This window comes from Actinomadura sp. NEAU-AAG7, assembly GCF_018603865.1.
GTDB classification, from domain to species: domain Bacteria; phylum Actinomycetota; class Actinomycetes; order Streptosporangiales; family Streptosporangiaceae; genus Spirillospora; species Spirillospora litoris.
Window position 1 is genome coordinate 395245 of the sequence record NZ_JAHFZY010000005.1, and the last position, 19228, is coordinate 414472.

The following is a 19228-nucleotide window of genomic DNA, read 5'->3' on the forward strand; positions in this document are numbered from 1 at the left end:
CTGCGGCCGGCGCGCCGCAGGGGTCCGCGGCCGCCATCAGGAGATCGGCGGCGCGTGCGGGGCGGGGTGGGCCGGATAGGGGGTATGCCCCTGACTTCGGGGAGGCGCGGATAAGGGTAAAAGTACGGGTACCAAACCGGTGCGGACCAACGCATTATCGAAGACGTTGCCGGGGAGGCCCGGAACGGTCCGATCTCAGATATTCGCTCGTCCCCATAGTTTGGTCGGCTCCCGAATTCGCGGCGTCCGCGCGACGCGGTCCACGACCACTTCATCCGGTTCACGAGCGTTCACATGGTGCACGAGCGCCGGTCCACCCGAGGGCGGGGTCCGGCGGGCAGCGGTAGGCGGGGGCGCCGGGACGGCTGTGCTCCCGCGACGGTCCACCAGGAGGGAGAACATCATGATGTACGAGGTCCTCGGCCCCTTGCGCGTGATCGACGGGGAGGACTCCTTCACCATCAGCGCCCGGAAGATCGAGACGGTGCTCGCCGCGCTGGTCGTCCGGTGCGACCGGGTGGTCGCCTCCGACCAGCTCATCACCGAGATCTGGGCCGACGCGCCGCCCAGGCGCGCGACGGCGGGGCTGCACGTGTACGTCTCCCAGGTGCGCAAGCTCCTCAACCGGCCGGGCCGGACGGCGAACCCGCTGCTCACCCGGATGTCGGGGTACGAGCTGAACACCGAGGACGACGAGATCGACTTCCGGCTGTTCCTGGAGGCGGTGGAGCGCGGCCGCGCCCTCATGCGGGAGCGGCGCGACGAGGAGGCCGTGGCCTGCCTGGAGGGCGCGCTGAACCTGTGGCGGGGGCCCGTCCTGGGCGACCTGCGCGGCGGCCCGATCATCGAGGGCTTCGTGACGTGGATGACCGAGCTGCGGCTGGAGTGCCTGGAGGCGCTCGCCGACACCTACCTGCGGCTCGGCCGGCACCGCGAGCTGATCGGGCGGCTGCACCTGCTGGTCAGCGAGAACCCCCTGCGCGAGGCGTACTACGCGCAGCTCATGCTGGCCCTCTACCGATCCGACCGGCAGGCGGAGGCGCTCTCGGTGTACCAGTCCGCGCGCAGCATGCTCATGGAGGAGCTGGGGCTCGAACCGTGCCAGGCACTCCAGGATCTGCAGCGGGCGATCTTCACCGCCGACGCCGGACTCGATCTTCGCGCCGCGTCCTAGCGGCGCCGGGGCCGGGCCGAGGCGGCCGGTCCCGCGCCATAGGGAATCGGACGCGCCGTCAATTTGTTTTCCCGTGGAAGTGGGCGCCGCCGCGCGCCGTCCCGGGTAAATAAAGAATCACCGGCCGGCTATATCGCGGAGCCCGGTCGGGTGGTTCACCAGGTCGCGGGCGAGTTGATCACAGTCCGAAAGCATTTGCGGACAGGCCGCTCCTTGTCAGTGTGACGGTCAGGATGTCATTATTCGACGGGCGGTCGCTGCCGACTGTTTGGGGGATCGGTGTGGTTTTAGTGGAAAGGGAATGCGGGCTCGCGGCCATCGAAAATATGGTGAAGGGATCGCGCGGAACGGGCAGCCGGGGCCTGGTGATAACCGGCGGCATAGCCACCGGCAAGACCACCCTGCTGCGGGCCTACGTGGACCGCGCCAGGGAGGCCGGGGCCCTCTCCCTGTACGGGGTGGCCTCACGGGTCGAGCGCCACGTCCCGTTCGGCGTCCTGGAGCAGCTGTTCCACAGTCCGGACCTTCCCCCGGCCGGTGCGGCGGGCGCGGCGAACTGGCTGGACCAGGCCGCCGGCAGCCTCTCCGGCAGGGGGACGGCGCCCGCCGGCCAGGTCCCCGCGTCCGTCCTGCGCGGGCTCTGGCAGCTGCTGCGCGACCTGCTCGACCAGCGGCCCCTCGTGATCGCCGTGGGCGACATGCAGCACGCCGACGAGCCGTCGCTGCGGTGCCTGCTGTACCTGGTGCGCCGCCTGCGGTCCGAGCGCCTCCACGTCGTGTTCACCGAGGGCACCGGGCTGGACGCGGCGAACACCCTGCTGCGGAGCGAGTTCCTCCGCGAGCCGTCCTTCCGGCAGATCCGGCTCGCGCCGCTGTCCAAGGCGGGCGTCGTCCAGATGCTCGCCGCGCACCTGGACGAGCAGGCCGCGCACGACCTGGCCCCGGCCTTCCACGAGGCGAGCGCCGGGTACCCGATGCTGGTCCGGGCGCTCATCGACGACCTGTGCGGCGGCGGCCCGCAGGTGTTCCCCGAGGGGGGCGAGGCCGGGGAGTCGTTCCGCCGGGCGGTGCAGCGGCTGCTCCTCCAGTACGACCCGCCGGTCATCGAGTTCGCCCGCGCGATCGCCCTGCTGGGCAGGCCCGTGCCGCCCTCGGTGCTGGGCCGCCTGCTCGGCACGGACGTCGGGACGGCCCACCAGGCCGTCGCGGCGCTGACGCTGGCGGAGATCCTCGTCGACGGCCGGTTCCGGCACCGGATGTTCCAGAACGCCGTGCTCGGCGGGTCGCCCACGGCGCGCCGCGCCCTGCACCGGCGCATGGCCCAGCTGCTGCACAACGAGGGGGCGCCCGCCCGGGACGTGGCCGACCACATCGTGGCGGCCGAGCGCCTGGAGGAGCCCTGGGCCGTCCCGATCCTGCGCGAGGCCGCCGAGCACGCCCTGGCCCACGACGAGGTCGGCACCGGCATCGACTACCTGCGCGTCGCCTACGAGATCTGCGAGGAGCGGCAGCGCCCGCGGATCGTGTCCATGCTCGTGGACGCCGAATGGCGTGTCGACCCGGCCACCGTGCTGCGGCGGCTGCACGAGTTCGACACGTCCGGCGCGGGGGAGTCGTGCGGCGCCCGCCTCAACGCGGCCCTCACCACGACGACGCCCTACCTGCTCTGGCACGGGCGCCTGGAGGAGGCCGCCGACCTGACCGGCGGCCCGCCCGCGGGCGGCGAGACCGCCGAGAGCCTGGGCGGGCTCGCCACGTCACGGCTGTGGGCGGCCTACCTGTATCCGGGGGTGTTCCAGACCGGCCCGATGGAGTGCGGCGCGGTGGAGGGCGGTGCGGTAGGGGGCGGCGCGGTGGAGGGCGGCGGCGCGTCCACGTGCCTCGAACCCGACTGCGTCCCCGTGCCGCTGAACCCGGACCTGCAGAGCGTAGGCCGCCTCGCGATGGAACTGGCGCACGGGAACGAGCCGTCGGCGCTGGCCGACGCCGAGGGCATCCTGCAACGCTCCAGGCTCAACCCCCGGACGCTCGCCCCGCTCACGGCGGCGCTGGCCGTCCTCGTCTACAACGACCGGCTGGACACGGCGTCCTTCTGGTGCGACGCGCTGCTCGCCGAGGCGACGGAGCGGCGCAGCCCCACCTGGCACGCGCTGCTGTCGGCGCAGCGCGCCCTGATCTCGCTCAGGCAGGGGCGCCTGGCCGAGGCCGACGGGCACGCCGAGACCGCGCTGCGCCTGATCTCCGCGGAGGGCTGGGGCGTGGCGGTGGGGCTGCCGCTGGCCGTCCGGGTGCTGGCCGCGACCGCCATGGGCGATCCGGCGCGGGCGAGGGCCTCGCTCGACGTCCCCGTGCCCGAGGCGATGTTCCGGACCCGGATGGGCGTGCACTACCTGGCCGCGCGCGGCCGCTACCACCTGGCCACCGGCCGCTCCCACGCCGCGCTCTCCGACTTCTTCGCCTGCGGGAAGCTGATGCGGGACTGGGGGATCGACCTCCCGGCGGTGGAGCCGTGGCGCTCCGGGGCGGCCGAGGCGTACCGGTCGCTGGGCAAGCCCAGGAAGGCCAGGGCCCTGGCGGACGAGCAGGCGGCGCTGCTGCGGCCCGGGCACCGGCGGGCGCGGGCGCTGACGCTGCGCTCGCAGGCCGCGACGCGCGATCCGGAGACGCGCGCCGCGCGGCTCCGGGAGGCGGTGGACCTGTTCCAGGTCTGCGGCGACCGGCTCGGGCTGGCCTACGCCGTCATGGACCTGAGCCGTGCCGTGGAGGCGCTCGGCGACCCCGTGGAGGCCCGGTCGCTGGCCCGGCGCGCCACCGCGCTGGCCCGCGAGTGCCGGGCCCCCGTCCAGGCCGCCGACGCGTGGAGCGAGCGGCCGGCGGCGCGGCCCGCCTCCCAGGGGCTCCCGCCCGCCCGGATCATGGCCGCGCTCAGCGGCGCGGAGCGCAAGGTCGCCGCGCTGGCCGCCGCCGGGCACACCAACCGGGAGATCTCCGAGAAGCTCTCCATCACGATCAGCACGGTCGAGCAGCACCTGACCCGGATCTACCGCAAGCTCAAGGTCAAGCGCTTCGACCTCAAATCGGTTCTGCATCACACGGACCTCGAAGGGCTCTGGCTTGGTTAGAGCGTCGTACCCCGGGTGGGAGTCGAACCCACACTTGACGGATTTTAAGTCCGCTGCCTGGCTACCTGATTGGGCTACCGGGGCTCGGGTATCCCAATTTATTCGACGTCGGCGCAGTGCGGTATCCCCTAATTCGCGGCGCACCTTCCCCCTAGTTTCGTCGGGGTGGCGGAGTGGGGTTCCCCCGGGCGGCCCGAGGCCATTAGCGAGGCTTTAGGAATATCGGGAACAATCCAACGGGTGAAGGAGATTTTCGTTCCGCGAGCTTCGCTGGGCGGCTCAATTCCTCAGTCTCGCGCGGCGGCGCCGCCGCCGCGCCTCGCGGGCCGCCCGAAAGGAACGGAGATGACCGCTCAGATCGCGCTGACCCGGCCGCGGGACGACCAGCGTCTGCCCGCCCGGCTGGCCAGGTCGGCCGCCGCCCGGCACGGCGTGTCGGGGAGCCTGGAGGACTTCCACGCCTGGTTCGCCCGGCGCCGCGCCGCCACCCGCTTCGCGGTGGACCGCATCCCCTTCGGCGGCCTGGACGGCTGGTACTTCCGCGACGACACCGGCGACCTGGTGCACCGCAGCGGCCGGTTCTTCTCCGTCGGCGGCCTGCGGGTGGCGGTGGGCGACCCGCCCACCGCGACCTGGCACCAGCCGATCATCGGCCAGCCGGAGATCGGCATCCTCGGCATCATGGCCAAGGAGTTCGACGGCGTCCTGCACTTCCTGGTCCAGGCCAAGATGGAGCCCGGCAACCCGAACCTGTTACAGCTGTCCCCGAGCGTCCAGGCGACCCGCAGCAACTACACGGGGGTGCACCAGGGGGCGGCCGTCCGGTACCTGGAGTACTTCACCCAGGCGGAGGGCCACCGGGTGCTGTCGGACGTCCTCCAGTCCGAGCACGGGTCCTGGTTCTACCGCAAGCGCAACCGCAACATGGTCGTCGAGGTCTCCGGCGACGTCCCGCCGCACGAGGACTTCCGCTGGCTGACGCTCGGCCAGATCGCCGAGCTGCTGCGCTACGACAACCTCGTCAACATGGACTCGCGGTCCGTCCTCGCGAGCCTGCCCGCCGACGTGACGCCCCGCGCCCTGCACTCCGACACCGAGCTGCTGTCGTGGCTGGCCGCCATGCGGTCGGCGCACTTCGTGCGGACCGAGCGGATCCCGCTGCGGAGCGCCTCGGGCTGGACGCGCGGCGCGGCCTCGATCGACCACGAGCGCGGACGCTACTTCAGCGTCGTCGCGGTGGCGGTGCAGGCGGGCAACCGCGAGGTGGCGCAGTGGACGCAGCCGCTGTTCGAGCCGCGCGGCGAGGGGGTGGTGGCCTTCCTGACCCGCGAGATCGAGGGCGTGCCGCACATCCTCGTCCGGGCCCGCGCGGAGGCCGGGTTCCTGGACACGGTGGAGTTCGGCCCGACCGTCCAGACCATCCCGGAGAACCACGCGCACCTGCCCCCCGAGAAGCACCCGCCCTTCCTGGACGTCGTGTCCGGCGTCCGGCCGGACCTGGTCCGCTACTCGGTGCTCCAGTCGGAGGAGGGCGGCCGGTTCCTGAACGCGGTGAGCCGGTACATGGTGATCGACGCCGACGAGTCGATGGCGCCGCTCGCGCCGCCGTTCGGCTTCCGGTGGGTCTCGCACGGCCAGCTCGCCGAGATGGCGCGGCACGGCCACTACGTCAACGTCCACGCGCGCACGCTGCTCACGTGCCTGAACGCGCTGGCCGCGCGAGCCCGCTAGCGGCCGGCCCGCGCCGCCGCCCCGCGCCGCCTGAGCGGCTCCCACCAGTCGCGGTTGCGCCGGTACCACTCGACGGTCTCGGCCAGGCCGCGCTCCAGGCCGTGCCGGGGGCGGTACCCCAGCTCGGCGCGGGCCTTGTCGTCCCGGACGGCGTAGCGCAGGTCGTGGCCCTTGCGGTCCTCCACGTACCGGACGAGGTCCGCCGGGGCGCCGCAGGCGGCCAGCAGCAGGTCGGTGAGCCGCCGGTTCGTCAGCTCCGTCCCGCCGCCGAGGTTGTAGACCTCGCCCGGCCGCCCCTGCGCGCGCGCGAGGTCGACGCCGAGGCAGTGGTCCTCGACGTGCAGCCAGTCGCGCCGGTTCCGCCCGTCGCCGTACAGCGGGACCTCGCGGCCGTCGAGCAGGTTCGTGACGAACAGCGGGATGATCTTCTCGGGGAACTGCCGGGGCCCGTAGTTGTTGGTGCACCGGGTGACGCGGACGTCCAGGCCGTGGGTGCGGTGGTAGGCCAGGGCGACCAGGTCCGAGGACGCCTTGGACGCGGCATAGGGGGAGCTGGGGGCGAGCGGGTCGGTCTCGGCGCGCGCGCCGGTCTCCACCGACCCGTACACCTCGTCGGTGGACACGTGCACGAAGCGGTCCACCCCGTGCCGCACCGCCGCGTCCAGCAGCGTCTGGGTGCCCAGCACGTTGGTGCGCACGAAGTCGGCCGCCGCCTCGATCGAGCGGTCCACGTGGGACTCGGCGGCGAAGTGCACGACCTGGTCGGCGCCGGCGGTCAGCGCGTCCACGAGGCCCGCGTCGCAGATGTCGCCGCGGACGAACCGCAGCCGCGCGTCGGCGAGGTCGAGGTTGTCCGGCGACCCGGCGTAGGTGAGCTTGTCCAGGACGGTGATCCGGGTGATCTCCGGGCCCGCGGCCGGGCCGTCGCCGAGCAGCATCCGCACGTAGGCGGAGCCGATGAAACCGGCCGCGCCGGTGACGAGGAGGTTCACGGCGTGCCCTCCCAGGGGGCCGGCGCGGGCGGCCCGCTGTAGGAACGGGCGCAGTCCATCAGGTACCGGCCGTACGGCGAGTTGGCCATCTCCTCCCCCATCCGGTGGCAGTGCTCGGCGTCGATGAAGCCCATGTACAGCGCGACCTCCTCGACGCACCCGATCCGGGTGTTCTGGCGCCGCTGCGCGTCGCGGACGAACAGCGCCGCCTCCAGCAGCGACTCGTGGGTCCCGGTGTCCAGCCAGGTGATCCCGCGGCCCAGCCGGACCAGGTCCGCGCGGCCCTCGGCCAGGTAGGCGCCGAGCACGTCGGTGATCTCCAGTTCGCCGCGCGCGGAGGGGACGAGCCGCTTGGCGACGTCCACGACCCCGCCGTCGAAGAAGTACAGGCCGGGGACGGCCAGGTTGGAGCGGGGGACCGCCGGCTTCTCCTCGATCGCGACGAGCCGCCCCCGCGCGTCCACCTCGGCGACCCCGAACTGCTCGGGATCGGCGACCCGGTGGCCGAACAGCACGCAGCCCCGCAGCCTCCGCGCGCTGTCGCGCAGGAGCGTCGGGAGGTTCGCGCCGTGGAAGAGGTTGTCGCCGAGGATGAGCGCGTTGTCCTCGCCGCCGATGTGGTCGGCGCCGATCCGGAAGGCGTCGGCGATCCCGCGCGGCTCGTCCTGGGCGGCGTACCCGATGGACATCCCGAGCCGCTCGCCGTCGCCGAACAGCCGGCGGAACAGCGGCACCTCGGCGGGCCGGGAAATGATCAGGACATCGGAGATCCCGGCCAGCATCAGCATGGACAGCGGATAGTAGACCATCGGTTTGTCGTAGACCGGGGCGAGCTGTTTCGACCCGACCAGCGACAGGGGGTGTAATCGCGTTCCGTTCCCGCCCGCGAGAATGATCCCCTTCATCATCCGGCACTCTCCTTGAGATCAACTGCTCCGATGATGGACGCTTTTCCCCGCTCGCGGCACCCGTACCCGCGCCCCTTATTTCCGGCGTGCCGCTAGGGGTGCCCGCGGGTTTTAGTGGGGCTTTAGCGGAATCTGCGACCATGGGCGGCAGGCATACCGGGGCGGAGGCGAGTATGGACCACAAATTCCAGGCCAGCCGTCAGTGGGAACGGATTCAGGACCATTGGTTCACCGAGGACGTGGCCGTCGACCTGACGAATTTCAGGGCCGACCAGAGGAACTACAAGCTGTCCCTGTGGGATCCGGCGACGAACGGCGTCCGCTACCTGAAGGCCCTGATCTACCAGGTGGGCATGGGCCTGTCCCCGGAGGACTGGGCGCGGATCAGGCGCACGCCCAACCGGGAGCTCGGCGACCCGACCACGGTCCGCTGCGAGGGCGAGCCGCTGTGCATGGACTATCTGCAGGCGACGTTCGAGGTCGGCTTCATCGAGCGGGAGATCGACCTCGCCGGCGCCCGGATCATGGAGATCGGCGCGGGCTACGGGCGCACCTGCCACATGATCATGTCCAACCACGACGTCGCCGCCTACCGCGTGGTCGATCTGCGCAACACGCTCCGGCTGAGCCGTGCCTACCTGCGCAAGGTCCTGGACGACGAGCGGTTCGAGAAGATCGAGTTCGTCGAGGTCGACGAGTTGGACGGCCGGTGGCCCGAGCGCTTCGACCTGTGCCTCAACATCCACTCCATGACCGAGATGCGCCCGGAGACCGTGGGCGCATACCTCGCGCTGATCGATGAGACCTGCGCGGCGTTCTATGTGAAGAACCCCGTGGGCAAGTACATCGACAAGTCCATGGACGGCTATGTGGCGGGGGAGGAGGCCGTCCGGGTGGCGCTGGAGAACGGGCCGCTCAGGAATCTGCTGGACATCCACGACAGCGAGGCGGTGCGGGCGGCGGTGCCCGGCTTCATCGAGGGATACCGTCCCGGCGCCGACTGGGAATGCGTCGCCGACGGGCGCGCCCTGCCGTGGAGCTACCTCTGGGAGGCCGTTTACAAGAAGCGGGACCGCTGATTCTCAGGGGGCCCGGAGGAGGTCGGGCAGGAGCCGCTCGAAGAATTCGCGGTCGCCCTCGAAGACGGGCTCCATTCGCAGGAACTCATTCGGCGTGACCCAACGGACGTCGCTCACCTCGCCGGGATCCATGACCACATCCCCCGTCTCGGCGTCGGCGACCCACCAATGCAGCCGGAACCGCCCGTCGTCGGTCTCCGACTCCCACACCTTCGACAATGGCGTGACGCGGAGGCCCACCTCCTCGTGCACCTCACGCGCCACCGCGTCCGCCTGGCTTTCCCCTGGCTCCATTTTGCCGCTGAGCGGAGCCCAGTACCCCGACCGCTGGGCCTCGGGCCCGCGCCGGATGACGAGCACCCGCCCGCCCCGCCGCAACACCGCCACGACCGCCTGCGCCTGCCCCACCGGCACCTCCTCTGAACACGCGTCCACCCCCCAGTCGACCACAGCGGAGATCCGCAGGGTGCCGGGTGCGGTTTTCCGCAGGGAAGAAGGGCGGCCGACCCCATGGGCCGCGCCGGAAGGGCGTCCTAGCGTTCACCCATGATCAAATTCTTCCGCCGGACGGCGCTCGCGACCGCGGCCCTGGCGGCGTCCGCGGCGCTCACCCCACCCGCCGCGCACGCGGAACGAGCCCCGGCCGGCTACCAGGGGATGCTGGACGACCTGGTGAAGACCAAGGCGGCCACGGCCGTCCTGCTGCGCGTGCGGACCGCGAACGGCGAATGGTCGGGCGCCGCGGGCGTGTCCGACGTCCGCACGGGCCGCCCCGCCGACCCGTCCGGATACTTCCGGATCGGCAGCGTCACCAAGACCTTCGCCGCGACCGTCCTGCTCCAACTCGTCGACGAAGGACGACTCCGGCTGGACGACCCGGTAGCCGAGCACCTGCCCGGCGTCGTCCCCGGCGGCGAGCACATCACGGTGCGCCAGATCCTCCAGCACACCAGCCTGCTGCGCGACTTCATGAGCGACCCCGGCTGGTCCGCCAACCGCTGGCGCGGAGCGGAGCGCTTCCGCAGCTACAGGCCCGACCAACTCCTGGCCCAGGCATTCCGTATCCCCGCCCAGACCCCCCCGAACACCACCTGGAAGTACAGCAACACCAACTACATCGTCGTAGGCCGCCTGATAGAACGACTGACCGGTCGCACCTACGGGTCGGAGGTGCGGCGGCGCGTCCTGCGCCCCCTCCACCTGACCCAGACGAGCGTCCCCGGCAACGACCCCGGCCTCCCGCGCCCCCACGCCCACGGCTACGCCCGCCTGCCCGACGGCCGCACCGTGGACGCCACCTACATGAACCCCTCGATCGACTGGGCGGCAGGCGAGATGATCTCCACCACCCGGGACCTCGCCCGCTACTTCGACGCCCTTCTCACCGGCCGCCTGCTCTCTCCCGCGACCCTCACCGCGATGCGCACCGTCCACCCCACCGACGAAGGCTTCGCCTACGGCCTCGGGCTCCAGCGGTACACACTTCCCTGCGGCGCGACCATGACCGGCCACAGCGGCCAGCTCATCGGCTACACGACCTACGCCCTCCGCTCCGACGACGGCCGCCGGCTGACCCTCTCGATCAACCTGGGCACCGCACCCCCCACCATCGACAAGCTCCACACCCTGGCAACCAAGATCTTCTGCTGACACCTCGGCGGAGGCCCCGGCGCTGGGGGGGCGCCGGGGCCGGGTGCGGGTCAGTGGCAGGAGTGGGTGGGGGAGTCCTCGTAGCGGTCGTGGTGGGCGAATTCGTTCACGTATTTCTGGCGGCCCAGGGGAGTGAAGTCCAGGAAGTGGTAGGTGCCCAGGAGGGCTTCGGGGCCCCGCCCGTAGGTGGAGTAGGTGTGGTAGACGGTCTCGCCGTCGCGGAGGAAGACGCTCAGGCCGTGCGCCTCGCCGCTGGCGAAGCCGGAGAGGCCCTCGCGCTCCAGGGTCTCGGCGTCCTTGTAGTTGTATTCGACCGGGGCGACGGACGCGTCGTTGGAGACGTGGAAGTCGTAGTTGAAGTCGCTCTTGTTGGAGGAGTACCAGGGGACCGTCCAGCCCATGCGCTCCTTGAACGCCTGGATCTTGTCCAGCGGCGCGCGGGAGACCAGGGCGAGGGAGGTGTTGGCGTTGTGCAGGTGCGCGAGGTGCCCGATGTTGTCGGTCACCAGGGAGCAGCTCTGGCAGCCCGCGTCCCAGCCGGGGTCGAACATGAAGTGGTAGACGATCAGCTGGCGGCGGCCCTCGAACAGGTCGGGCAGGCCGGACGGCCCGGTCGGGCCCTCCAGCTCGTACGCCTTGTCGAGCCGCACCATCGGCAGCTCGCGGCGCCGCGCGTGGACGGCGTCCTGCGCCCGGGTGGCCTCCTTCTCCTGCGCGAGCAGCTCCCTGCGCGCGGCCAGCCACTCCTCGCGCGACACGACCTGCGGTAGCGACATCAAGCCTCCCTCGTCGACCTGTCCTTGCCTATGTAGAGACCCCCCGGAGCGGGAAAACTCACCGGCGGAGGAGAGTCCCCGTCGCGGCCTCCGTGACCCCGTCCTCCTTGTAGTAGGTCACCTGGATACGTCCGTCCGTGCTCGGGGTGATGTGCACGTTGCCCACGTCGCAGAGGGACTGTTCATGGGGGAAGACGGTGCGCAGGGTCACCGCCTCCTGCGCATCGGCGACGATCGGTACGGCGGTTCCAGCGCATTCTCCGTGCACGTAGTGGACCTTGCCGTTGTGCTTCCCCTTGCGGAGGGTGAGTTCGATGTCCCAGGTCGAGTCGTCACCGAGGTGCTGGACTATGCCCGTCCAACTGCCCGCGAGCACGCCGGGGACGGGCGCCTCGGGCTCGGGCTCGTCCGAGTGGACGAGCCCCCTCAGGCCGCCGAGAACGACTCCGAAGCCCCAGAGGAAGAGCAGGACGCCGAAAAGGAGCACGCAGCCGAGTCCGAGTCTGGAACCCACCTGATGGCGTGGGGGCGGTCTGTACTGGGGCCACGGCGGCCGGATGTAAGGGGGCGGAACATGAAGGGGCGGGCGCGGCGGGATGTAGGTGGGGGGTGGCGGGGCTGCGCCCGGGGTGGCGTCGGCCCACGGGTCCTGCGGGGCTGAGGAGGGTGTGTCGAAATCCCAGGGGTCCGGTGGGGGCTCGTCTTCCCAGGGGTCGTCGAAGAGTTCCTCGTCCACGGCCGGGGCGTCGCGGAAGGCGTCGTAGGAGGCCCGCCGGTTCAGCAGGACGTCCCGTGCCAGGTTGATAAGGCGTAACTCCTGTTCCGCCTTGGTCCTGGCCGTGTTGTCGGTGAACCTGTCCGGGTGGTGGGTCCGCGCGAGTTTTCGCCAGGCCCTCTGGATCTCCTCGGACGAGGCGTCCGGGGAAACGTGGAGGAGTTCGTAGGCGTCGTGCCCGGAGAGGTCGCCGAACATGGCGCGCCTATCGGCCGATGCGGCGTGCCACCGACGCCCGGTAGCAGGTCAGCGACCAATGTGCCGTCGCGTCGGTGTGGCCGACCGGAATGGTCTTGGTCCCGGTCGCGACGGTCACGTCCTTGGCCCCGGCCAGGAAGAACATGAACATGTCGAGGTGATGGGCGTGGCCTTCGTAATGCCAGTCGTCGCGCAGGATCTTCTGGCCGTCGACGAAGGGCGTCTGGAGGAGTTCCTGGGCGCGCGGCGGAAGGTTGCCGAGAAGGCCGAGCGTGCTCCGTCCAAGGCCCAGGGTGGGGGCGTCCGCGGGGCCGCCGGCGGACGGGCCCGGCGCGTGCGGGTACGGCCTGTGATCCACCCTGACGTGCCGGAGGGAACCGGGCGCGAACTGGAACGAGGAGATCGCGTAGACCGGGCGGTGGTCGGTGCCGACGCGGGGTTCGGCGACGGACAGGCCCGCGTTCCCGAACGCCACGGCGTAAGGGCGCCGCTCGTCGGAGGAGTGGGTGGCCGCGTACCATTCGATGGCGGCTCCGGACAGTTCCGCGAGCCGCTGCCGGATGCGGACTCCGACCATTTCCCAGCATTCGTGGCGAAGGTTGCGGCCCGTGCTCAGACCCATCTCGCCCGGCTGATGGGCGCCCGGCGCGGGCGCGTATCCGACCAGCCCGCTTTCGCGTCGCGCCACTGGTCTACGGGAATGAGACGGAACCACCGGAAAGGATGAGTCCACGCGCAGCCCCCATGCCGTTTCCGAGTACCTGGCGGCCAGGTTAGTGGAAGAAATGCCGAAGGGCTCGGCCGCGCTATTTCGGCCCGCCCTCGCGCGGGTAAACGAACAAGGATGAAAATCGCCGGACTCAGGCGTCGATGGTCTCGGGGGCCAGGGCGCGGGTGAGGACCATCGCGGCGCAGCCGGTCAGGCCCGCGGACTCGCCGAGGCGGCTGGCCTCGATGCGCAGGCTGCGGGTGGCCCAGGACGTGGAGCGCTGGTAGACGACCTCGCGCAGGCCCGCGATGAGCGGGGCGTCGGCGGCGGCGAGGTCGCCGCCGAGGACGACGACGGCGGGGTTGAGGAGGTTGACGGCGGTGGCGACGACCTCGCCGATGCGGCGTCCGGCGGCGCGCAGGAGGGCGACGGTGGGGGCGTCGCCGGAGCGGGCGAGAGCGGCGAGGGCGGGCAGGTCGGCGGCGGGGGAGCGGGCGAGGAGGGCGGTGCCGCCCGCGACGGCCTCGACGCAGTCGAGGTTGCCGCAGCGGCAGGGGAGGCCGCCGCCGTCGGGGATGGGGACGTGCCCGATCTCGCCCGCCGCGCCGAGCGCGCCGCGCTGGATCGCGCCGCCGGCGATCACGCCGGCGCCGATGCCGGTGGAGACCTTGACGAACAGCAGGTCGTCGACGCCGGGGTGGGCGCGGTGCTCGCCGAGGGCGGCGGCGTTGACCTCGTTGTCGAGGTAGGCGGGGACGCCGAAGCGGGCGCGGACCGGGGGGCCGACGGCGACGCCGTCCCAGCGTCCGGCGGTGTGCTCGACGGCGTCGGGGACGCCGAGGCCCGCGCCGCGGACGGTGCCGGGGTCGATGCCCGCCGATTCCAGCAGGGCCGACCACCGGTCGAGCAGGCGGGGCAGCGTCTCGGCGGGGGAGGCGCCCGCCAGCGGGCCCTCGGCGCGGGCGAGGATCGCGCCGGCGAGGTCGCAGACGGCGATCTGGCCGCGCGACTGGCCGAGGTTGGCGACCAGGACGGTGCCTCCGGCGGCGTTGAACTCCAGCCGGGCCGGGGGGCGCCCGCCGGTGGACGGGCCGTCCGCGCGCTCGGTCACCAGGCCGCGGGCGATGAGGCCCGCGACGCGGGACGCGACGGCCGGACGCGAGAGGCCGGTGATGCGGCCCAGCTCGGCGCGGGTGGCGACGCCGTCCTCGCGGATGAGGCGGAGCATGTCCCCGGCCGTGGACGGACGGATGGCTCGCGGCATCCGCTCAGTCAAGCACGTGTCCGTTCTGTGCGTCTAGTTGGCACAATCAAGGGGGTTCTGTAATCCAAAATTCATAAGTCGGGTTGTCCGGGTGACGTATGTCTCGGTAACTTGTGGATCAGTGGTCCCCCTGCTCTGGAGCGTTCTCATGGCTGTGCACCCTGTGCTGGAACGAGTGACCCGACGTGTGGCCGAACGGAGCGCGGGACGGCGCGCCGCCTACCTCGCCCGGATCGAGAAGGCCCGCACCCGGGGCCCGGCCCGCGGCGGCATGGGCTGCGCGAACCTCGCGCATGGGTTCGCGGCCTGCGGCGTCCAGGACAAGCTGTGGCTGCGCGGGAACGTGACACCCAACATCGCGATCGTGTCGGCCTACAACGACATGCTGTCGGCGCACCAGCCGCTGAAGGACTACCCCGACCTGATCAAGGCGGCGATCCGCGCGGCGGGCGGCACCGCCCAGTTCGCCGGGGGCGTGCCCGCGATGTGCGACGGCATCACGCAGGGCCGCGCCGGCATGGAGCTGTCGCTGTTCAGCCGGGACGTGGTCGCGATGGCGACGGCGGTGGCGCTCTCGCACGACATGTTCGACGGCGCGCTGATGCTCGGGGTGTGCGACAAGATCGTCCCGGGGCTGGTGATCGGGGCGCTGTCGTTCGGGCACCTGCCGGTGATCCTCGTGCCCGCCGGGCCGATGGCCTCCGGGCTGCCGAACGCCGACAAGGCGCGGGTCCGCAAGCGGTACGCGGCCGGGGAGATCGGCCGCGACGAGCTGCTCGCGGCCGAGTCCGCGTCCTACCACTCGCCCGGCACCTGCACCTTCTACGGGACGGCGAACTCCAACCAGCTCCTCATGGAGGTCATGGGCCTGCACCTGCCGGGCGCGAGCTTCGTCCCGCCGGGCACCGGGCTGCGCGACGCGCTGACCGAGGCGGCGGCGCGCCGCGTGCTGAAGCTGACCGACCTCGCCGACGAGTACACCCCGATCGGGCAGCTGATGGACGAGCGGGCGCTGGTGAACGGCGTCGTCGCGCTGCTGGCCACCGGCGGGTCCACCAACCACACGCTGCACCTGGTCGCGATGGCCGCCGCCGCCGGGATCGAGCTGACCTGGGACGACTTCGACGAGCTGTCCAAGGTCACGCCGCTGCTGACCCGGCTGTACCCGAACGGCACGGCGGATGTGAACCACTTCCACGCGGCGGGCGGCACCGCGTTCCTCATCGGCGAGCTGATCGACGCCGGCCTCGTGCACGAGGACGCGCGGACGGTCGGCGGCGGCACCCTCGCCGCCTACCGCAGGACCCCGGAGCTGGGGGCGGACGGCAGGGCCGTGTGGCGGGACGCGGCGCCGGAGTCGGGCGACCTCGGCGTCCTGCGCCCGGTGGACGAGCCGTTCGACACCCACGGCGGCCTGCACACCGTGCGCGGGAACCTCGGCCGCGCGGTGGTGAAGGTGTCGGCGGTGCGTCCCGAGCACCGCACGATCGAGGCGCCCGCCCGCGTGTTCGAGACGCAGGAGGCGCTGCACGAGGCGTTCGGCGCGGGGGAGCTGGACCGGGACGTCGTCGCCGTCGTCCGCTACCAGGGCCCGCGCGCCAACGGCATGCCCGAGCTGCACCGGCTGACCCCGCCGCTCGCCGTCCTGCAGGACCGGGGGCACCGGGTCGCGCTGGTCACCGACGGGCGGATGTCGGGCGCGTCGGGGGCGGTCCCGGCCGCGATCCACGTGTCCCCGGAGGCGGCGGCGGGCGGCCCGCTGGCCCGCGTCCGCGACGGCGACGTCGTGCGCCTCGACGCCGACAAGGGCCTGCTGGAGATCCTCGTCCCCGACGAGGAGTTCGAGGCGCGCCCGCCCGAGGGGGCGCCGCCGGGCGACCGCTGGGGCACCGGCCGCGAGCTGTTCGAGTCGTTCCGCCGGGCCGTGGGCCCGGCCGAGCAGGGCGCGGGAGTGTTCGCGTGAGCGCCCCGAAGGGCGGGCCCTGGCTGGTCGCCGACGTGGGCGGCACCAACGCCCGCTTCGCCCTCGTGGACGGCCCGGACGGCGCCCCGACCGGCGTCGAGTCGCTGCCCACGCGCGAGTTCGCCGGGCTCGCGGAGGCGGCGGCCGCCTACCTGGAGCGGTTCGCGCCGGGCGTGCGGCCGTCGGCGGCGTGCCTGGCGGTGGCCGGACCGGTCGTCGCGGGCCCCACCGGCGGCGGGACCTACCGGCTGACCAACGCGGGCTGGCCCGCGGGCACCCCCGAGGACGTCCGGCGGCACCTCGGCATCCCGCATCTGGAGATCGTCAACGACTTCGAGGCGCTCGCGCTGGCGCTGCCCCGCCTCGGCCCGGCCGACCTGGTCCCGATCGGCGGGCCGGCGACGCGGCCGGGCGAGGCGGTCGCGCCGCCGCCCGCCGCCGAGGCGCCGATGGCGGTGATGGGCCCGGGGACCGGGCTCGGCGTCGCCGGGCTCATCCCGGTGCCGGGCGGCTGGGTGCAGCTCGCCAGCGAGGGCGGCCAGGTCGACATCCCGGCCGGGACCGACCGCGAGATCGAGGTCATGCGGCTGCTGCGCGCCGAGCGCGGCGCCGCCACCGCCGAGCTGCTGCTGTCGGGGGACGGCCTGTCCCGCATCCACCGCTACCTCGCCGAACTCGACGGCGAGGCGGCCGAGCCGCTGACCGCCGCGCAGATCTCGCGGAACGGCGACGACCCGCGCTGCGCGGAGGCCCTCGGCATGTTCTGCGCGCTGCTCGGGTCGCTCGCCGGGAACGTGGCCCTCACGCTGGGCGCGCGCGGGGGGGTCTATCTTGGCGGGGGCATCCTGCCGCGCATCACCGCCGTGCTGACCGGCAGCGCGTTCCGGAGCCGTTTCGAGGCGAAGCCGCCGATGGAGGACTACCTGCGGCCGATCCCGACGGCGCTGATCGTCCACCCCGGCCCGGCGCTCGTCGGCGCCACCGTGCGGCTGGCGGCGAGCCTGCCCGCGACCGAGTACCTGGAGCCCGCATGACCACGACCCCCACCGACCTGACCAACGCCGACCTCCTCGGCCTCGCGCCCGTCATCCCCGTCGTGGTGCTGGAGGACGAGGACGCCGCCGTCCCGCTGGCGCGCGCCCTCGTGGAGGGCGGCCTGCCCGCGATCGAGGTGACGCTGCGGACCCCGGCGGCGCTTCCGGCGATCACGCGGATCGCCGCCGAGGTCCCGGACGCGATCGTCGGCGCGGGGACGGTCGTCCGGCCCGAGGACGCCGAGCGGTCGGCGGCGGCGGGCGCCCGGTTCCTGGTCAGCCCCGGCTGCACGCCCCGGCTCCAGGCGGCGATGGTCGCGACGGGCCTGCCGTTCCTGCCCGGCGTCGCCACCGCGTCCGAGGCCGTCGCGCTGCTGGAGGGCGGGATCACGGCGATGAAGTTCTTCCCCGCCGAGGCGGCGGGCGGCCGCGCCTACCTGAAGGCGCTCGGCGGCCCGCTGCCGGACGCCCGGTTCTGCCCGACCGGCGGCGTCACCCCCGGCAACGCCGCCGACTACCTCGCGCTGCCGAACGTCGGCTGCGTGGGTGGGTCGTGGCTGACGCCGGGCGACGCCGTCCGCGCGGGCGACTGGGACCGGATCCGCGCGCTCGCCGCCGACGCCGCCGCCCTCGGGAAGGGCTGACCCCTCTGCCGGCGGGCCCCTACTTCGGCGGGTGGCCGTGGGCGCAGGGTCCGGCGGTGAGTCGCGGGGCCGAGCCGTGCGGGACGAGGTCCATCCGCAGCCGCCCGCAGGCGCAGCGGCTCCAGATGACGGTTCCTTCGCTGGTCAGATGGCGGGAGAGGGTGCTGTTCCGCTGGTTCATGCGACCAGTCTCCCGCCGCCGAACGTGCGCGTCTATTTCACGTTTTCGGATCTGATCATGCAATATGGTGACATGATTGATCTGCGGCGGCTGCACCTGCTCCGGCTCGTCCACCAGTACGGGACGGTCACGGCGGCGGCGGAGGCGATGCACCTCACGCCGTCGGCGGTCTCCCACCACCTGCGCGAGCTGGCGCGGGAGCTGGGGGTGGTGCTGCTGGAGCCGCAGGGCCGCCGGGTGCGGCTCACCCCGGCGGCGCACCTGCTGATCGGGCACGCGGACGCGCTGCACGCCCGCTGGGAGGAGGCCCTCTCCGACCTGGAGTCGCACCGCGCCGGGGCCGCCGGGCCGCTGCGCATGTGCGGGTTCACGACGGCGGTCAGCGGGCTGATCGCCCCGGCCGCCGGGAGGCTGACGGCCGCCGACCCCGATCTGGCGATCGAGATCCGCGAGTGCGACACCGACGTCGCGATGGGCCTGCTCGCCGCCGGGGAGACCGACCTCGCCGTGATCGAGCCCACCCCGGAGGCACCGCCGCCCGGCGACCCGCGCTTCGACCGGGAGCCGCTGCTGGAGGAGGCCCTCGACCTGATCGTCCCGGTCGGGCATCCGCTCGCGCGGCGCGGCACGGCCGTGCTGGAGGACGCGGCGTCCGAGGCGTGGATCAGCGTCGAGCCCGACGGCTGCGCCCACCACCAGCAGGTGATGACCTACTGCGCCGCCGCCGGGTTCACGCCCCGGATCGCCCACAACGCCACGACCTGGTCGGTGATCTGGGCGCTGGTCGCCAACGGCCTCGGCGTGTCGCTGGTGCCGAGGCTGGCCGACGGGCAGTCCGGCCAGACCGTCGTCCGGGTGCCGCTGACGGGCGACTCCGTCCCGAAGCGGCGGGTGCTGACGTGCGTCCGCCGGGGGAGCCGCACCCACCCGCTGATCGCCCGCGGCCTGGCCGCGCTGCACGAGGCCGTCCCCGCCCAATGCGATCTCCTCCCCGCCGCGACCCGGGCCGTTCCCGTCGCGAGCTGAGC

17 protein-coding genes and 1 tRNA gene are annotated in these 19228 nt (G+C 72.7%); 9 read left to right on the forward strand and 9 right to left on the reverse strand.

All coding sequences use genetic code 11. The annotated features are described in order from the left end of the window. Positions 1-403 precede the first annotated feature (403 nt). Together KLI87_RS24550 and KLI87_RS24555 are read left to right on the forward strand one after the other, a co-directional pair. Positions 404-1174 carry an AfsR/SARP family transcriptional regulator gene (locus tag KLI87_RS24550; protein ID WP_156215216.1) on the forward strand — a complete coding sequence of 257 codons (771 nt, stop codon included), beginning with the start codon at positions 404-406 and terminating at the stop codon, positions 1172-1174. A gap of 233 nt (positions 1175-1407) precedes the next feature. Further along, positions 1408-4296, forward strand: a complete 2889-nt coding sequence (locus KLI87_RS24555) for a LuxR family transcriptional regulator (RefSeq protein WP_284734191.1) — start codon at positions 1408-1410, stop codon at positions 4294-4296. A 7-nt stretch (positions 4297-4303) separates the two neighbouring features. Here KLI87_RS24555 and KLI87_RS24560 read toward each other — a convergent pair. Beyond that, positions 4304-4380, reverse strand: a tRNA-Leu gene (locus KLI87_RS24560). A 261-nt stretch (positions 4381-4641) separates the two neighbouring features. On the opposite strand from KLI87_RS24560, the gene KLI87_RS24565 reads away from it, so the two are divergent. Beyond that, entirely contained in the window at positions 4642-6027 is a 1386-nt protein-coding gene (locus KLI87_RS24565) for an NDP-hexose 2,3-dehydratase family protein (RefSeq protein WP_214618857.1), read from the forward strand. Here KLI87_RS24565 and rfbB read toward each other — a convergent pair. Together rfbB and rfbA are read right to left on the reverse strand one after the other, a co-directional pair. Continuing rightward, positions 6024-7019: a dTDP-glucose 4,6-dehydratase gene (rfbB, locus tag KLI87_RS24570; RefSeq protein ID WP_214618858.1), complete on the reverse strand. Its 996-nt coding sequence runs from the start codon at positions 7017-7019 to the stop codon at positions 6024-6026. The genes KLI87_RS24565 and rfbB overlap by 4 nt on opposite strands. Continuing rightward, the gene (gene rfbA, locus KLI87_RS24575; RefSeq protein ID WP_214619107.1) at positions 7016-7924 is read right to left on the reverse strand and encodes a glucose-1-phosphate thymidylyltransferase RfbA; all 909 of its coding nucleotides are present in this window, start codon (positions 7922-7924) and stop codon (positions 7016-7018) included. The genes rfbB and rfbA overlap by 4 nt, the downstream gene beginning before the upstream one ends. A 176-nt stretch (positions 7925-8100) precedes the next feature. Here rfbA and KLI87_RS24580 point away from each other — a divergent pair, with 176 nt between their 5' ends. After that, the gene (locus KLI87_RS24580; RefSeq protein WP_214618859.1) at positions 8101-9006 is read left to right on the forward strand and encodes a putative sugar O-methyltransferase; all 906 of its coding nucleotides are present in this window, start codon (positions 8101-8103) and stop codon (positions 9004-9006) included. Between the two features lie 3 nt (positions 9007-9009). Here the strand turns inward: KLI87_RS24580 and KLI87_RS24585 are convergent, their stop codons facing one another. Beyond that, positions 9010-9414, reverse strand: coding sequence for an NUDIX hydrolase (locus tag KLI87_RS24585; RefSeq protein WP_214618860.1), 405 nt, complete (start codon positions 9412-9414; stop codon positions 9010-9012). A gap of 138 nt (positions 9415-9552) precedes the next feature. Here KLI87_RS24585 and KLI87_RS24590 point away from each other — a divergent pair, with 138 nt between their 5' ends. Continuing rightward, positions 9553-10656: a serine hydrolase gene (locus KLI87_RS24590; protein ID WP_250904189.1), complete on the forward strand. Its 1104-nt coding sequence runs from the start codon at positions 9553-9555 to the stop codon at positions 10654-10656. Positions 10657-10706: 50 nt separating this feature from the next. On the opposite strand, the gene KLI87_RS24595 is transcribed toward KLI87_RS24590, so the two are convergent. From KLI87_RS24595 to KLI87_RS24610, 4 genes are all read right to left on the reverse strand, one after another. Then, the gene (locus KLI87_RS24595; protein ID WP_214618861.1) at positions 10707-11432 is read right to left on the reverse strand and encodes a DUF899 domain-containing protein; all 726 of its coding nucleotides are present in this window, start codon (positions 11430-11432) and stop codon (positions 10707-10709) included. 58 nt (positions 11433-11490) lie between these two features. Continuing rightward, positions 11491-12405, reverse strand: a complete 915-nt coding sequence (locus tag KLI87_RS24600; protein WP_214618862.1) for a J domain-containing protein — start codon at positions 12403-12405, stop codon at positions 11491-11493. 7 nt (positions 12406-12412) lie between these two features. After that, the gene (locus tag KLI87_RS24605) at positions 12413-13093 is read right to left on the reverse strand and encodes a hypothetical protein (protein ID WP_214618863.1); all 681 of its coding nucleotides are present in this window, start codon (positions 13091-13093) and stop codon (positions 12413-12415) included. A 172-nt stretch (positions 13094-13265) separates the two neighbouring features. Continuing rightward, positions 13266-14378, reverse strand: coding sequence for an ROK family transcriptional regulator (locus KLI87_RS24610; RefSeq protein ID WP_156215231.1), 1113 nt, complete (start codon positions 14376-14378; stop codon positions 13266-13268). Positions 14379-14526: 148 nt separating this feature from the next. Between KLI87_RS24610 and edd the strand changes: the two genes are divergently transcribed. From edd to eda, 3 genes are read left to right on the forward strand one after another with little or no spacing between them, the layout of a single operon-like run. Further along, positions 14527-16341 (forward strand): phosphogluconate dehydratase, encoded by a 1815-nt coding sequence (edd, locus tag KLI87_RS24615; RefSeq protein WP_214618864.1) that lies wholly within the window; start codon positions 14527-14529, stop codon positions 16339-16341. Further along, positions 16338-17375 (forward strand): glucokinase, encoded by a 1038-nt coding sequence (glk, locus tag KLI87_RS24620; RefSeq protein WP_214618865.1) that lies wholly within the window; start codon positions 16338-16340, stop codon positions 17373-17375. The genes edd and glk overlap by 4 nt, the downstream gene beginning before the upstream one ends. Beyond that, the gene (gene eda, locus KLI87_RS24625; protein WP_214618866.1) at positions 17372-18019 is read left to right on the forward strand and encodes a bifunctional 4-hydroxy-2-oxoglutarate aldolase/2-dehydro-3-deoxy-phosphogluconate aldolase; all 648 of its coding nucleotides are present in this window, start codon (positions 17372-17374) and stop codon (positions 18017-18019) included. Before glk ends, eda begins: the two co-directional genes overlap by 4 nt. 19 nt (positions 18020-18038) lie before the next feature. On the opposite strand, the gene KLI87_RS24630 is transcribed toward eda, so the two are convergent. Next, positions 18039-18200: a hypothetical protein gene (locus KLI87_RS24630; RefSeq protein WP_214618867.1), complete on the reverse strand. Its 162-nt coding sequence runs from the start codon at positions 18198-18200 to the stop codon at positions 18039-18041. Positions 18201-18272: 72 nt separating this feature from the next. On the opposite strand from KLI87_RS24630, the gene KLI87_RS24635 reads away from it, so the two are divergent. Beyond that, positions 18273-19226: a LysR family transcriptional regulator gene (locus KLI87_RS24635; protein WP_214618868.1), complete on the forward strand. Its 954-nt coding sequence runs from the start codon at positions 18273-18275 to the stop codon at positions 19224-19226. Positions 19227-19228: the final 2 nt, after the last annotated feature.

Excerpts from the sequence above, each read along its gene's own strand:
- KLI87_RS24580 (WP_214618859.1), top strand. The coding sequence starts at position 8,101 with ATGGACCACAAATTCCAGGCCAGCCGTCAGTGGGAACGGATTCAGGAC.
- rfbA (WP_214619107.1), bottom strand. The coding sequence starts at position 7,924 with ATGAAGGGGATCATTCTCGCGGGCGGGAACGGAACGCGATTACACCCC.
- KLI87_RS24600 (WP_214618862.1), bottom strand. The coding sequence starts at position 12,405 with ATGTTCGGCGACCTCTCCGGGCACGACGCCTACGAACTCCTCCACGTT.
- KLI87_RS24630 (WP_214618867.1), bottom strand. The coding sequence starts at position 18,200 with ATGAACCAGCGGAACAGCACCCTCTCCCGCCATCTGACCAGCGAAGGA.
- KLI87_RS24610 (WP_156215231.1), bottom strand. The coding sequence starts at position 14,378 with ATGCCGCGAGCCATCCGTCCGTCCACGGCCGGGGACATGCTCCGCCTC.
- KLI87_RS24635 (WP_214618868.1), top strand. The coding sequence starts at position 18,273 with ATGATTGATCTGCGGCGGCTGCACCTGCTCCGGCTCGTCCACCAGTAC.
- KLI87_RS24555 (WP_284734191.1), top strand. The coding sequence starts at position 1,408 with ATGTCATTATTCGACGGGCGGTCGCTGCCGACTGTTTGGGGGATCGGT.
- KLI87_RS24590 (WP_250904189.1), top strand. The coding sequence starts at position 9,553 with ATGATCAAATTCTTCCGCCGGACGGCGCTCGCGACCGCGGCCCTGGCG.
- edd (WP_214618864.1), top strand. The coding sequence starts at position 14,527 with ATGGCTGTGCACCCTGTGCTGGAACGAGTGACCCGACGTGTGGCCGAA.
- KLI87_RS24595 (WP_214618861.1), bottom strand. The coding sequence starts at position 11,432 with ATGTCGCTACCGCAGGTCGTGTCGCGCGAGGAGTGGCTGGCCGCGCGC.
- KLI87_RS24565 (WP_214618857.1), top strand. The coding sequence starts at position 4,642 with ATGACCGCTCAGATCGCGCTGACCCGGCCGCGGGACGACCAGCGTCTG.
- eda (WP_214618866.1), top strand. The coding sequence starts at position 17,372 with ATGACCACGACCCCCACCGACCTGACCAACGCCGACCTCCTCGGCCTC.
- KLI87_RS24550 (WP_156215216.1), top strand. The coding sequence starts at position 404 with ATGATGTACGAGGTCCTCGGCCCCTTGCGCGTGATCGACGGGGAGGAC.